The following is a 13,705-nucleotide window of genomic DNA, read 5'->3' as shown; positions in this document are numbered from 1 at the left end:
AAATCAATTGTCGAAAACCCTGCTCGATCCCGTATACAGGGTGTCTATCAACGCCCCCTGCATAAGGACCGAGCAATGAGCGAGCCACGCCTGACCCACCTGAAGCTGTACCTGCAACGCCTGGGTTTTGATGCGCCTCCATCGCCGACGCTGGCTACCCTGCGCCAGTTACAGTTGCGCCACACCGCTGTGTTTGTTTTCGAAAACCTGGCCACGGTTACTGGCGCGCCGGTGTTGATCGATTTGCCGTCAACTGAAGAAAAAATCCTGTTGGGTGGTCGCGGCGGTTACTGCTACGAGCTCAACAAGCTGTTTTTCACCCTGTTGCTTGAACTGGGCTTCGACGTTCGCGCGATCAGCGGGCGCGTGGTGATGAATCAGCCTGAAGGCAGCTGGACGGCGCGGACTCACCGCTTGAGCCTGGTCACCCTCGACGGTGTTCGCTATATCACTGACGTCGGCTTCGGCGGCATGGTGCCGACCGCACCGCTGATGCTCGACACCGAAGCCGTGCAACCCACCCCTCACGAACCTTATCGCATCGAAAAACAGGCCGACGGCTATATGTTGCATGCCAACGTCGCGGGCGAGTGGCGGCCGATGTATCTGTTCGACCTGCAACGCCAGGAAGACATCGATTACACCGTCGGCAACTGGTACGTCTCGACGCACCCTGACTCACCGTTTGCCCAGCGATTAATGGTCGCGCGCACCGGGGAGGGCTGGCGCAAGACGTTGAACAACGGCAGCTTTGCCCTTCACCGCATCGGTGACGAGAGTGAGCGGCGCGATGTGACGCAGGTCGATGAGTTGATCGAATTGCTGGCGCGCGAGTTTGGCCTGCAGGTGGTTGATTCGCCGTCAATGCGGCAATCGCTGGCGCAGGTGATCGCGCGAGTGTCTGCCTAGGGCTTCACGTCTGGTTCCAGCACGCGGCGGATTTCGCCGATGGCCGCCGACAATTTTCTCTCGAGGCTCTTGAGGTCAGCGGCCGTTATGCCTTTTTTAAACTGCCCGGACACCTCGCCATTCTCCGCGTTGGTCTGCGGGCGAGGGTTTTCCAGCAGGGCATGGCGCAGCGTGTTGTTGATCACTGTCTGATAACCAAAACCCTCGTTTTCGGCGACTGCGCGCGCCGCCTCGATCACCGCATCGTCAAGCATGATGGTAATGCGCGTTTTACCTTTGCTGGACGCCACGGCACCGCGTTTGCCCTGGGAAAAGTCATATTCATCGTTCATCGGTCAAGCCTCCGGAAAATACGCGCGCCGTTCGCTCGGACTGGCGGCACGTGCAGAAATGATTCGAACCACATTGGCTGCGCGATAGCTGTATGCAACGACCAGCAAGCGTCCTTTGCCATCGAGGCCAACGGTGATCCAGCGTTGTTCGTCATGGTCGCTGTCCTCAAGAGTAAGCGCGCGTTCGTCGTAGAAGACCGGTTCGGCTTCGGCGAGGCTGATGCCTTTGTGCTTGAGTTTGTTGGCTGCGTTCTTGCTTTTGTCGTACTGAATGTCGAATGACTTCATTATGCATACTTTATATGTATAAAAAAGGGCGGGACTGCGCCGTCGGTCGCCATGAACACTTCAGCCTAGTGGGCAGGTGCGCTGGCGCAGTCGGGGATGTGTTGCCGGATTTGTGCGGACGCAAACCGCAGCCTGGAAAGTTGGGTGGCTAGCTAACCATTATGTGACTGATAAGTTGTATACAACTCTATGGACATTTGTCCCGAGTATTGAATACAGTGTGCGCATAACAAAAACCAGGGAACCCCCCACCATGAAAACGCCCCATGTTTCACACCAACGGCCCGAGGATGAAAATCTCGGGGTCGGCGCGAATATGGCTTACGGCCTCCAACATGTTCTGACGATGTACGGCGGTATCGTTGCGGTGCCACTGATCATTGGCCAGGCGGCGGGTTTGTCGCCGGCGGACATCGGCTTGTTGATTGCTGCTTCATTGTTTGCGGGGGGGCTGGCGACACTGCTGCAAACCCTGGGTCTGCCGTTTTTTGGCTGTCAGTTGCCGCTGGTACAGGGCGTGTCGTTCTCCGGCGTGGCGACCATGGTTGCGATCGTCAGCAGTGGCGGGGAGGGCGGCTTCCAGTCGGTGCTGGGCGCGGTGATTGCCGCTTCGTTGATCGGTTTGCTGATCACGCCGGTGTTCTCACGCATCACCAAGTTCTTTCCGCCGTTGGTCACTGGCATTGTAATCACCACCATCGGCCTGACGCTGATGCCGGTGGCCGCCCGCTGGGCCATGGGCGGTAACAGCCATGCGCCGGATTTTGGCAGCATGCAGAACATCGGTCTGGCGGCGGTCACGCTGGTGCTGGTGTTGCTGCTGAGCAAGGTCGGCAGTGCAACCATTTCGCGCTTGTCGATCCTGTTGGCGATGGTGATCGGCACGGTGCTGGCGGTGTTCCTCGGCATGGCGGATTTCTCCAGCGTCACCACAGGTCCCATGTTCGGCTTCCCGACGCCGTTCCACTTCGGCATGCCCACCTTCCACTTCGCCGCGATTCTGTCGATGTGCATTGTGGTCATGGTGACGCTGGTGGAAACCTCGGCGGACATTCTGGCGGTCGGCGAAATCATCGAAACCAAGGTTGATTCAAAACGTCTGGGCAATGGCCTGCGCGCCGACATGTTGTCGAGCATGTTCGCGCCGATCTTCGGTTCCTTCACCCAGAGCGCTTTCGCCCAGAACGTCGGGCTGGTGGCGGTGACCGGGATCAAGAGCCGTTTCGTGGTCGCCACCGGCGGTCTGTTTCTGGTGGTCCTTGGCCTGTTGCCATTCATGGGAAGGGTGATTGCCGCTGTGCCGACGTCGGTCCTCGGCGGCGCCGGTATCGTGCTGTTCGGTACCGTAGCAGCAAGCGGCATTCGTACGCTGTCGAAGGTTGACTACCGCAATAACGTCAACCTGATCATCGTCGCCACGTCGATCGGTTTCGGCATGATTCCGATTGCTGCGCCGAACTTCTACGACCAGTTCCCGAGCTGGTTTGCGACGATTTTCCACTCCGGCATCAGCTCGTCGGCGATCATGGCGATCCTGCTCAACCTGGCGTTCAACCACTTTACGGCTGGCAACTCGGATCAGCAGTCTGTGTTTGCCGCGGCGGAAGAGCGAACCCTGCGTTATCGCGATCTGGCCGCACTGCGTGAAGGCGATTACTTCAGCGACGGCAAGCTGCATGACTGCGACGGCAAGGAAGTGCCGGTAATCGAGGTGGATTCGGAGCACGATCATGGGCATGGCGCACCGAAAGCGCAGGCGAAAAGCAGCGAACATGTTTGACCGCGGCGTCTGAAAAAAGGGCCGATCTGTTAAGTACTGATCGGCCCTTTTTATTGTCGATGTTTTGATCTTTTGGAGCGCCCACAAAAAAGCCCCTGAATCTTTCAATTCAGGGGCTTTGCTATTTGGCTCCACAACCTGGACTCGAACCAGGGACCCAATGATTAACAGTCATTTGCTCTACCAACTGAGCTATTGCGGAATTGGTGCGTATGTTACTGATTCAAAAAGAGAAGTCAAGCTCCGAATAACACCTTTTGCGATTCGTCGGGACGGACGGCGTTTTGTCAGCGATTGGCGCTTACCAGAGCGGCACCGGAGGTCTACCATGGCCACCCGGAAGTGGTCACACGCGCTGCCGGCCATTCGCCGAAAAGGTACGCGCCATGAGTCAGATCAGCTATAACACCGAGGTATCCGTATGAGCATCACGCAGATCAGCCTGCCAAAAGGCGTCGGCCCCCACGCCGAAAAACTCTTCGACGCGATCACTCAGGCCAGCACCGCCGAAGAATTGAACCGCGCCGGCGGCAAGGCCGAAGGTTTCGTGCTCGGCCTCGAAAGCACCAAGGCAATCAAGAGTCAGATTGCCGAATCGCTGTATGTCGCCTATGACGATGCCGCGAGTCAACGCTCGACCGAGTTGGCTTAACCGCCAAAGGTAATCGTGCCGAGCATTAGCCTGGCGTAAGCGGCCGTGGCCGCCAGTTGCACCAGCCACAGGGCCAGGCCGCCGAGGAAAACCCCGGTGGCGATTTGCAGGACCAGGCTTTTTTCCCGTTTGGCCGACACACGGGGAATGAAATCATCCAGCTCGTCACGGTCGGCACGCAGGTTGTCGTTTTTCATGTGGGTTCTCATCAAAAATGCAGGGCGTACACAAAACCAATTGTGGGAGCGGGCTTGCTCGCGAATGCGGTAGGTCAGTCAATCCATTTTTGGCTGACAGACCGCTTTCGCGAGCAAGCCCGCTCCCACAGTTAAAGCTCTGTGCAGTCTAGAGGTTGTGGGACGTTTCCAGACACAAATAAAAAACGGGAAGCCTTGCGAGCTTCCCGTTTTTCATCACGCCGCGAAATCAGATGACCTGAACAATCGCATCCGTCACGGCCTTGATGTTGCTCTGGTTCAGCGCCGCCACGCAGATGCGGCCGGTGTCCAGGGCATAGATGCCGAACTCGTTGCGCAGGCGATGTACCTGTTCAGTGGTCAGGCCGGAGTAGGAGAACATGCCACGCTGGCGACCGACGAAGCTGAAGTCGCGGCCCGGCGCGTTCTCCGCCAGCAGATCGACCATCTGCGTGCGCATGCCACGAATGCGCAGGCGCATCTCGGCCAGTTCCGCTTCCCACTGTGCGCGCAGTTCCGGGCTGTTCAGCACGGCGGCAACGATGCTGGCGCCGTGGGTCGGCGGGTTGGAGTAGTTGGTGCGGATCACGCGTTTTACCTGCGACAGCACACGTGCGCTTTCTTCTTTCGACTCGCTGATGATCGACAACGCGCCCACACGCTCGCCGTACAGCGAGAATGATTTGGAGAACGAACTCGAGACGAAGAAAGTCAGGCCGGATTCCGCGAACAGGCGCACGGCCGCAGCGTCTTCGTCGATGCCGTCGCCAAAGCCCTGATAAGCCATGTCGAGGAACGGCACGTGACCTTTGGCCTTGACCACTTCCAGCACCTTGTTCCAGTCCGCCGGGGTCAGGTCAACGCCGGTCGGGTTGTGGCAGCAAGCGTGCAGAACAACGACCGAGCCGTTCGGCAGGGCGTTGAGGTCGTCGAGCATGCCGGCACGGTTGACGTCGTGGGTGGCCGCGTCGTAGTAGCGGTAGTTCTGCACCGGGAAACCAGCGGTTTCGAACAGTGCGCGATGGTTTTCCCAGCTCGGGTCACTGATCGCGACCACGGCGTCGGGCAGCAGTTGCTTGAGGAAGTCGGCACCGATTTTCAGTGCGCCGGTCCCGCCGACTGCCTGAGTGGTGATGACCCGACCGGCGCTGATCAGCGGCGAGTCGTTGCCAAACAGCAGCTTTTGCACGGCCTGATCGTAGGCGGCGATGCCGTCGATCGGCAGGTAGCCGCGCGAAGCGTGTTGAGCGACGCGAATCGCCTCAGCTTCGATCACCGCGCGCAGCAGTGGAATTCGCCCCTCTTCGTTGCAGTAAACACCCACGCCCAGATTGACCTTGGTGGTCCGGGTATCGGCGTTGAATGCTTCGTTGAGGCCCAGGATTGGATCGCGGGGTGCCATTTCGACAGCGGAGAACAGGCTCATTATTACGGCGGCTCTGAATGGAGAGTGGAGGGACGTGTCGCGCTCCAGCCGAATGCACTAGAGCGGTGCACAAACGGGGAGCTAGTATAGAGGCCATCACGGCGCAATGGCGACAGGCGAATCGGCTTTTACGTAAGTTTTTCCGATTATTTCTTGACCGTTAGTCGATTGTCTTTGTCAGAGTCTTTACCGGATGTAGGACGTTTGCCTTGAAAGGCCGGGCAATCGCCACCATTAAGCACAATCCAGGTTTTTTCTTGCGCGACATCGGTCGTTTGCGGTCGTCCTCGTGGTGCTCCGTCTGAGGCGGAACGCCGCGATTCCAGAGGTGTGTATGTCGGAATTCCAGCTAGTCACCCGCTTCGATCCCGCCGGCGATCAGCCGGAAGCCATTCGCCAGTTGGTCGAAGGCATTGAAGCCGGGCTGGCGCACCAGACGCTGCTTGGTGTGACCGGTTCGGGCAAGACATTCAGCATCGCCAACGTCATCTCGCAGGTACAGCGTCCGACGCTGGTGTTGGCGCCGAACAAGACTCTCGCCGCGCAGTTGTACGGCGAGTTCAAGGCATTCTTCCCCAACAACGCCGTCGAATACTTCGTTTCCTATTACGACTATTACCAGCCCGAAGCTTATGTGCCGTCATCCGACACCTTCATCGAGAAGGATGCGTCGATCAACGACCACATCGAGCAGATGCGTCTGTCCGCGACCAAGGCGTTGCTGGAGCGCAAAGACGCGATCATCGTCACCACGGTGTCGTGCATCTACGGTCTGGGCAGTCCGGAAACCTACTTGAAGATGGTCTTGCACGTCGATCGCGGCGACAAGCTCGATCAGCGTGCGCTGCTGCGCCGGCTGGCTGACCTTCAGTACACCCGCAACGACATGGACTTTGCCCGTGCGACCTTCCGCGTACGTGGCGATGTGATCGACATCTACCCCGCGGAATCCGACCTCGAAGCGATCCGCATCGAGTTGTTCGATGACGAGGTAGAAAGCATTTCCGCGTTCGACCCGCTGACCGGCGAAGTCATCCGCAAAATGCCGCGCTTCACCTTCTATCCGAAGAGCCACTATGTGACGCCGCGGGAAACCCTGCTCGACGCCATCGAAGGGATCAAGGTCGAGTTGCAGGAGCGTCTCGAATACCTGCGCAGCAACAATAAACTGGTGGAGGCCCAGCGCCTGGAGCAACGCACCCGTTTCGATCTGGAGATGATCCTCGAACTGGGCTATTGCAATGGCATCGAAAACTACTCGCGTTATCTGTCCGGGCGCCCGTCCGGCGCTGCGCCGCCAACCCTTTACGATTACCTGCCGGCGGACGCCTTGCTGGTCATCGACGAATCCCACGTCAGCGTGCCGCAGGTTGGCGCCATGTATAAGGGCGACCGGTCGCGCAAGGAGACGCTGGTCGAATACGGCTTCCGCTTGCCGTCGGCGCTGGACAACCGGCCCATGCGTTTCGACGAGTGGGAAGGGGTCAGCCCACAGACCATTTTCGTCTCGGCGACGCCGGGCAACTATGAAGCTGAACACGCCGGGCGTGTGGTCGAGCAAGTGGTGCGGCCGACCGGGCTGGTCGATCCGCAGATCGAAGTGCGGCCGGCGCTGACTCAGGTCGACGACTTGCTCTCGGAAATCACCAAGCGGGTGGCGATCGAAGAGCGCGTGCTGGTGACCACGCTGACCAAGCGCATGGCCGAAGACCTCACTGATTATCTCGCCGACCACGGCGTGCGCGTGCGTTATCTGCACTCGGACATCGACACGGTCGAGCGCGTCGAGATCATCCGCGATCTGCGCCTCGGCACGTTCGACGTACTGGTGGGGATCAACTTGCTGCGTGAAGGCCTGGACATGCCGGAAGTGTCGCTGGTGGCGATTCTCGATGCGGACAAGGAAGGATTTCTGCGTTCCGAGCGTTCATTGATTCAGACCATCGGCCGTGCCGCGCGTAACCTCAATGGTCGGGCGATTCTGTATGCCGATCGCATGACCGGCTCGATGGAGCGCGCGATTGGCGAGACCGAGCGCCGTCGCGATAAGCAAATCGCCTTTAACCTCGAACACGGCATCACCCCGAAAGGCGTGTTCAAGGACGTCGCCGATATCATGGAAGGCGCCACCGTGCCGGGGTCGCGCAGCAAGAAGCGCAAAGGCATGGCCAAGGCTGCCGAAGAAAACGCCAAGTACGAAGCCGAACTGCGTTCGCCGAGCGAAATCGCCAAACGCATTCGCGCACTGGAAGAGAAGATGTATCAACTGGCGCGCGATCTGGAATTTGAGGCGGCGGCGCAGATGCGTGATGAGATTGCCAAGCTGCGCGAACGATTGCTCACGGTGTAAAAAGGATCGTTCCCACGCTCTGCGTGGGAATGCCGCCCGGGACGCTCCGCGTCCCATCGCATGCGTGACGCAGAGCGTCACAGGATGCATTCCCACGCAGAGCATGGGAACGATCAGTGTGTATCCCTGTGGGAGCGAGCCTGCTCGCGAATGACCCTCACGCGGTCGCCTGCCTTGCGACGCTCCGGCTTAAATACCCTGCCCGCTGGAGCCGGGCAGGTCTCGCCTGTTACCATTCGCCGCTTGATTGTTCTGCTCTTCATTTTTTCGAGACATGCCATGACCACCGTCCGCACTCGCATCGCGCCATCGCCTACCGGGGACCCCCACGTAGGTACCGCTTACATCGCATTGTTCAACTACTGCTTTGCCAAGCAGCATGGCGGTGAGTTCATCCTGCGCATCGAAGACACCGACCAGTTGCGTTCGACCCGCGAGTCCGAACAGCAAATTTTCGACGCGCTGCGCTGGCTCGGCATCGACTGGAGCGAAGGCCCGGACGTCGGCGGCCCGCACGGCCCGTACCGGCAGAGCGAACGCGGCGACATCTACCAGAAATACTGCCAGCAACTGGTCGACATGGGCCACGCGTTCCCATGCTTCTGCACTGCTGAAGAACTCGATCAGATGCGCGCCGAGCAAATGGCTCGCGGCGAAACCCCGCGCTACGACGGCCGCGCGCTGCTGTTGTCGAAGGAAGAAGTCGCTGCCCGTCTGGCTGCCGGCGAACCCCACGTGATCCGCATGAAAGTGCCAAGCGAGGGCGTTTGTGTGGTGCCGGACATGCTGCGTGGCGATGTCGAGATCCCGTGGGATCGCATGGACATGCAGGTATTGATGAAGACCGACGGCCTGCCGACGTACTTCCTCGCCAACGTGGTCGACGACCACCTGATGGGCATCACCCACGTCCTGCGCGGCGAAGAATGGCTGCCATCGGCACCGAAACTGATTCTTTTGTACGAATACTTCGGCTGGGAACAACCGGAGCTGTGCTACATGCCACTGCTGCGTAACCCGGACAAGAGCAAGCTATCCAAGCGCAAGAACCCCACCTCGGTGACATTCTACGAGCGCATGGGTTTCATGCCCGAAGCAATGCTCAACTACCTGGGGCGCATGGGCTGGTCGATGCCGGACGAGCGTGAGAAGTTCTCGCTGCAGGAAATGGTCGACAACTTCGACCTCAAGCGCGTGTCCCTCGGCGGGCCGATTTTCGACATCGAGAAGCTGTCGTGGCTCAACGGCCAGTGGCTGCGCGACCTGCCGGTCGAAGAGTTTGCCGCACGCGTGCAAAAATGGGCATTCAATGCCGACTATATGATGAAAATCGCCCCGCACGTACAGGGCCGCGTCGAGACGTTCAGCCAGGTCGCGCCGTTGGCGGGGTTCTTCTTTGCCGGTGGCGTCAACCCGGACGCCAAACTGTTTGAGTCCAAGAAGCTCTCGGGCGATCAGGTTCGTCAGTTGATGCAGTTGATCCTGTGGAAGCTGGAAAGCCTGCGTCAGTGGGAAAAGGACAACATCACCGCGACGATTCAGGCGGTGGTCGAATCCCTGGAGCTGAAACTGCGCGATGCGATGCCGCTGATGTTCGCCGCGATCACCGGCCAGGCAAGCTCGGTGTCGGTGCTCGACGCGATGGAAATCCTCGGCCCGGATCTCACCCGTTTCCGCTTGCGTCAGGCGATTGACCTGTTGGGCGGCGTGTCGAAGAAAGAAAACAAGGAATGGGAAAAACTGTTGGGCGCCATCGCCTGATGGCTTTTGTGTCTCTGTAGGAGCTGCCGAAGGCTGCGATCTTTTGATCCTGCGTTCGGCGTTTCTCCCGAATTTACGGGGGAGGGCGGTAAGTGATTGTAATCCCGACAAAAAACTTTGAAATTTTTCAAAAATAAGTTTGACAGGCTTTCGATACGCCCTTAAGATTCGCCCCGTCCTCAGCGATGACATCAACGATGAGGGGCTATAGCTCAGCTGGGAGAGCGCTTGCATGGCATGCAAGAGGTCGACGGTTCGATCCCGTCTAGCTCCACCAATTTACACTTCAAGGCCTGGCCACACCGGCCTTGAAGCGATCAACACTCAGCGTTGATCAGTTGTATAGAAGGGTTTGCGTCCCCTTCGTCTAGTGGCCTAGGACACCGCCCTTTCACGGCGGTAACAGGGGTTCGAGTCCCCTAGGGGACGCCAGTTTTACAGAAGTGATGTTGCAAGACTTCACTCCGCCGCGAGGCGAAAAATCCGGGGCTATAGCTCAGCTGGGAGAGCGCCTGCATGGCATGCAGGAGGTCAGCGGTTCGATCCCGCTTAGCTCCACCAATTTTACAGTTCAAGGTCTGGCCACACCGGCCTTGAATCGATCAGCTCTCAGCACTGATCAGTTGTATAGAAGGGTTTGTGTCCCCTTCGTCTAGTGGCCTAGGACACCGCCCTTTCACGGCGGTAACAGGGGTTCGAGTCCCCTAGGGGACGCCACGATTACCCGCTCTGCGGGATTTATAAGGGTCATTCAATTATTGAATGGCCCTTTTGTTTGTCTGGCGTTTGGCCAATTCTCCTTTCTCCTTACACTGTGCTTCAGACCAGCGGTCATATTCTTGACTTGCGGAGTATTATTATGCGAATAATATTCTAGTCGTAATATTCGGAGGCAACGATGAACGATAAAAAAGCTCAAACCCGCGAACGCATCCTCAAGGCTGCCAGCGCCGCCCTGATTCAGCGTGGCCCGGCAGACCCGAGCGTGGGCGAAGTGATGGGCGCAGCCGGCCTCACGGTAGGAGGCTTTTATGCGCACTTCGAAAGCAAGGACGCGATGATGCTCGAAGCGTTCAAACAACTGCTGGGCCGGCGCCGCGACCTGATTGCCGACATGGATGCCGATCTGACCGGTGAAGAGCGTCGCGCCCTGGTCGCTGCCTTCTACCTGTCGCGCAAACACCGCGACTCCAGCGAGGCGGCTTGCCCGATTCCGGCTTCGATCGGTGAGCTGGGGCGTTTGCCGGAGTCGTTCCGTCTGGCGCTGAACGAGCACATGGAGTTGATGGTGGCGCAACTGGCGGCCAGTCCTGAAGACACCGACAAGGCGCTGGCCGATGTCGCGCTGATGGTAGGTGGTCTGGCGCTGGCAAGAGCGTTGGGCCCGGGCGAGTTATCCGATCGATTGCTGCGCGCCGCCAAGTCGGCGGTGCGTTGACCTGAAGGCAGCACGCCTGAGGAGAGAGCGATGAACACGTTGAAGTGGATTCGTGGCGTTAACGGCACCTTGGGCTGGTTTGCACCGAAACTGGTAGCAAGCAAAATGCGTCTGGCGTTCATGACGCCGCGTGCGCTGCCGCTGCGTGACTGGGAGCTGCCATTGCTGGCCAGTTCCGAGCGCATCACTTTGCGTTTTGGCCTGTCGGCGCTGCGCTGGGGTCAAGGCCCCACGGTGTTGCTGATGCACGGCTGGGAAGGGCGGCCGACGCAATTCGCTTCGCTGATCAACGCTCTGGTCGACGCCGGCTATACCGTCGTCGCGCTCGATGGCCCGGCTCACGGCCGTTCGCCCGGGCGAGAAGCCAACGTGGTGCTGTTCGCCCGCGCCATGCTCGAAGCGGCTGCCGAATTGCCACCCCTGCAAGCCGTCATCGGCCACTCCATGGGCGGTGCCAGCGCGATGCTCGCCGTGCAGTTGGGCCTGCGCACCGAAACCCTCGTCAGTATCGCCGCGCCGTCGCGAATCCTTGGCGTGCTGCGCGGTTTCGCCCGTCACGTCGGCATGCCGCCCAAAGCCCGTTCCGCCTTCATTCGACAGGTCGAGCAGGATGTCGGAATGCGCGCGGCCACATTGGATGTCGCGCATTATCAGCTCGACATGCCCGGCCTGATTGTCCATGCCGAGGACGACAATTTCGTCTCGGTCAAGGAGTCGCAATTGATTCATGAAGCCTGGTTCGACAGCCGCTTGCTGCGCCTCGAGGGCGGCGGTCATCAGCGCGTACTGGCCGATCCGCGAGTGATTGATGGCGTGTTATCACTGCTGGCCGGTCGCAGCCTTCAGGCGCGCCAATCGGCGTGAGCTCCGTTACACTGCCCCGGTTGAATCAAATGACCGGGAGTGGGGCATGGGCTGGGATCGGGCAACGCCGTTTACCATTGATCTGCAAGTGGGCGCCGAGGATATCGACGGGCTGGGCCATGCGAACAACGCGGTCTACGTGACCTGGCTTGAACGCTGCGCGTGGCGCCATTCGCAGCGTTTGGGGCTGGATCTGGTCGAGTATCGGCGACTGGATCGGGCGATGGCCGTGGTGCGTCATGAGATCGATTATCTGGCCGCGGCCTACGAAGGCGACGAGCTGCAATTGGCGACCTGGATCGTCGACTGGGATCAGCGCCTGAAAATGACCCGGCATTTCCAGCTCAAACGTCCGAGCGACAACGCCACGCTGCTGCGCGCCCAGACCACTTTCGTCTGCATCGAACTCTCGACCGGCAAGCCCAAGCGTATGCCGGCGGAGTTCATCGAAGGCTATGGTCCGGCGATCCAGCTCCCGGATAAAGCTCAAATCTAAATGGTAGGAGTGAGCCTGCTCGCGATCGCGGTGTATCAGTCGATGCATATGTGGCAGATACATCGCTATCGCGAGCAGGCTCACTCCTACATGGGATCTGCGGGTTTCCGCGATATCCAGTAAACTGCCGCACGTTTTTCTTCAAGTAGTGTTTTCCCATGCAAATTGCTCTGGCGCCCATGGAAGGGTTGGTCGACGACATCCTTCGCGACGTGCTGACCCGCGTTGGCGGCATTGACTGGTGCGTGACCGAATTTATTCGGGTCAACGATCAGTTACTCACGCCGGCGTATTTCCACAAGTTCGGCCCGGAGCTGCTCAATGGCGCCCGCACCGCCTCCGGCGTGCCATTGCGCGTGCAATTGCTGGGGTCCGATCCGGTGTGTCTGGCGGAAAACGCTGCGCTGGCCTGCGAACTCGGCTCGGAAGTCATCGACCTGAATTTCGGCTGCCCGGCCAAGACCGTCAATAAGTCTCGTGGCGGTGCGGTGCTGCTCAAGGAGCCGGAGCTGCTTAACCAGATCGTCGAGCACGTCCGTCGCGCCGTGCCTGCACACATACCCGTCACCGCGAAAATGCGCTTGGGTTTCGACAGCCCGGACGGCTCGCTGGTCTGTGCCACGGCGCTGGCCGAAGGTGGCGCCGAGCACATCGTGGTCCATGCGCGGACCAAAGTGGACGGCTACAAACCACCCGCTCATTGGGAGTGGATCCCGCGTGTGCAGGACGTGGTCAAGGTGCCGGTGTTCGCCAACGGCGATATCTGGAGTGTCGAGGACTGGCGTCGTTGCCGCGAGATCAGCGGCGTGGAAGACATCATGCTCGGCCGAGGTCTGGTCTCGCGCCCGGATCTGGCCCGCCAGATCGCTGCGGCCCGCGCCGGAGAAGAGGTCGTCGAGATGACCTGGGCCGAACTGATGCCTTTGATTCAGGATTTCTGGCTGCAGGCCAAAGCGCAGATGACCGCGCGTCAATCGCCCGGTCGCCTCAAGCAATGGCTGGCCATGCTGACGCGAAATTATCCCGAAGCCACCGAGCTTTTCAGCGTTCTGCGCCGCGAAACCGAGCCTGATCACGTCTCGCGTTTACTTGGATTGCCGCTCGTCGACGCCGCCTGAAAAATCTGAAAAAAATCTCTTGAAATCAAAACAGCGGTCCCTATCTAAGGGTTACGCGATGCCGAATTCGGGTCGCGGAGACACAAAACCTTGC

At 59.4% G+C, this 13,705-nt stretch carries 13 protein-coding genes and 5 tRNA genes; 13 read left to right on the top strand and 5 right to left on the bottom strand.

The annotated features are described in order from the left end of the window. Nucleotides 1-75 precede the first annotated feature (75 nt). Complete coding sequence (locus HU743_RS12385) at nt 76-909, top strand: arylamine N-acetyltransferase (protein ID WP_186648872.1); 834 nt, start codon at nt 76-78, stop codon at nt 907-909. On the opposite strand, the gene HU743_RS12380 is transcribed toward HU743_RS12385, so the two are convergent. Both HU743_RS12380 and HU743_RS12375 read right to left on the bottom strand, forming a co-directional pair. Further along, a complete protein-coding gene (locus HU743_RS12380) occupies nt 906-1,241 on the bottom strand; it encodes a BrnA antitoxin family protein (RefSeq protein WP_186648870.1) in 336 nt (111 codons plus the stop codon). The genes HU743_RS12385 and HU743_RS12380 overlap by 4 nt on opposite strands. Nucleotides 1,242-1,244: 3 nt before the next feature. Beyond that, entirely contained in the window at nt 1,245-1,529 is a 285-nt protein-coding gene (locus tag HU743_RS12375) for a BrnT family toxin (protein ID WP_186648868.1), read from the bottom strand. Between the two features lie 253 nt (nt 1,530-1,782). Here HU743_RS12375 and HU743_RS12370 point away from each other — a divergent pair, with 253 nt between their 5' ends. Next, on the top strand, nt 1,783-3,309 hold the full coding sequence (locus tag HU743_RS12370; RefSeq protein ID WP_186552474.1) for a nucleobase:cation symporter-2 family protein: 1,527 nt from the start codon (nt 1,783-1,785) through the stop codon (nt 3,307-3,309). Between the two features lie 126 nt (nt 3,310-3,435). On the opposite strand, the gene HU743_RS12365 is transcribed toward HU743_RS12370, so the two are convergent. Then, nucleotides 3,436-3,511: transfer RNA gene (locus HU743_RS12365), tRNA-Asn, on the bottom strand. A 219-nt stretch (nt 3,512-3,730) separates the two neighbouring features. Here HU743_RS12365 and HU743_RS12360 point away from each other — a divergent pair. After that, nucleotides 3,731-3,961, top strand: a complete 231-nt coding sequence (locus HU743_RS12360; RefSeq protein WP_186648866.1) for a hypothetical protein — start codon at nt 3,731-3,733, stop codon at nt 3,959-3,961. On the opposite strand, the gene HU743_RS12355 is transcribed toward HU743_RS12360, so the two are convergent. Continuing rightward, the gene (locus tag HU743_RS12355; protein WP_186648865.1) at nt 3,958-4,158 is read right to left on the bottom strand and encodes a hypothetical protein; all 201 of its coding nucleotides are present in this window, start codon (nt 4,156-4,158) and stop codon (nt 3,958-3,960) included. The two genes, HU743_RS12360 and HU743_RS12355, sit on opposite strands and share 4 nt — an antisense overlap. A 229-nt stretch (nt 4,159-4,387) precedes the next feature. Then, nucleotides 4,388-5,584 carry an amino acid aminotransferase gene (locus HU743_RS12350; RefSeq protein ID WP_186648864.1) on the bottom strand — a complete coding sequence of 399 codons (1,197 nt, stop codon included), beginning with the start codon at nt 5,582-5,584 and terminating at the stop codon, nt 4,388-4,390. A gap of 334 nt (nt 5,585-5,918) precedes the next feature. Here HU743_RS12350 and uvrB point away from each other — a divergent pair, with 334 nt between their 5' ends. The 10 genes from uvrB (at nt 5,919) to HU743_RS12300 (ending at nt 13,611) form a co-directional block, all read left to right on the top strand. Then, nucleotides 5,919-7,934, top strand: coding sequence for an excinuclease ABC subunit UvrB (uvrB, locus tag HU743_RS12345; protein WP_186637572.1), 2,016 nt, complete (start codon nt 5,919-5,921; stop codon nt 7,932-7,934). 279 nt (nt 7,935-8,213) lie between these two features. Beyond that, the gene (gltX, locus tag HU743_RS12340; RefSeq protein ID WP_186623423.1) at nt 8,214-9,695 is read left to right on the top strand and encodes a glutamate--tRNA ligase; all 1,482 of its coding nucleotides are present in this window, start codon (nt 8,214-8,216) and stop codon (nt 9,693-9,695) included. Nucleotides 9,696-9,896: 201 nt separating this feature from the next. Then, nucleotides 9,897-9,972: transfer RNA gene (locus HU743_RS12335), tRNA-Ala, on the top strand. A 79-nt stretch (nt 9,973-10,051) separates the two neighbouring features. Next, a tRNA-Glu gene (locus HU743_RS12330) sits at nt 10,052-10,127 on the top strand. 53 nt (nt 10,128-10,180) lie between these two features. Further along, a tRNA-Ala gene (locus HU743_RS12325) sits at nt 10,181-10,256 on the top strand. A gap of 80 nt (nt 10,257-10,336) precedes the next feature. Further along, nucleotides 10,337-10,412, top strand: a tRNA-Glu gene (locus HU743_RS12320). Nucleotides 10,413-10,593: 181 nt separating this feature from the next. Further along, a complete protein-coding gene (locus HU743_RS12315) occupies nt 10,594-11,133 on the top strand; it encodes a TetR/AcrR family transcriptional regulator (RefSeq protein WP_186552347.1) in 540 nt (179 codons plus the stop codon). Nucleotides 11,134-11,163: 30 nt separating this feature from the next. After that, nucleotides 11,164-11,997, top strand: coding sequence for an alpha/beta fold hydrolase (locus tag HU743_RS12310; protein ID WP_186648863.1), 834 nt, complete (start codon nt 11,164-11,166; stop codon nt 11,995-11,997). 46 nt (nt 11,998-12,043) lie between these two features. Next, the gene (locus HU743_RS12305; protein WP_186648862.1) at nt 12,044-12,493 is read left to right on the top strand and encodes a thioesterase family protein; all 450 of its coding nucleotides are present in this window, start codon (nt 12,044-12,046) and stop codon (nt 12,491-12,493) included. Between the two features lie 158 nt (nt 12,494-12,651). Continuing rightward, entirely contained in the window at nt 12,652-13,611 is a 960-nt protein-coding gene (locus HU743_RS12300) for a tRNA-dihydrouridine synthase (RefSeq protein ID WP_186552350.1), read from the top strand. Nucleotides 13,612-13,705 lie beyond the last annotated feature (94 nt).

Source organism: Pseudomonas sp. SWRI99, assembly GCF_014270125.1.
Lineage (GTDB): Bacteria > Pseudomonadota > Gammaproteobacteria > Pseudomonadales > Pseudomonadaceae > Aquipseudomonas > Aquipseudomonas hamedanensis.
This window is presented reverse-complemented; position numbering and strand designations above follow the sequence as displayed.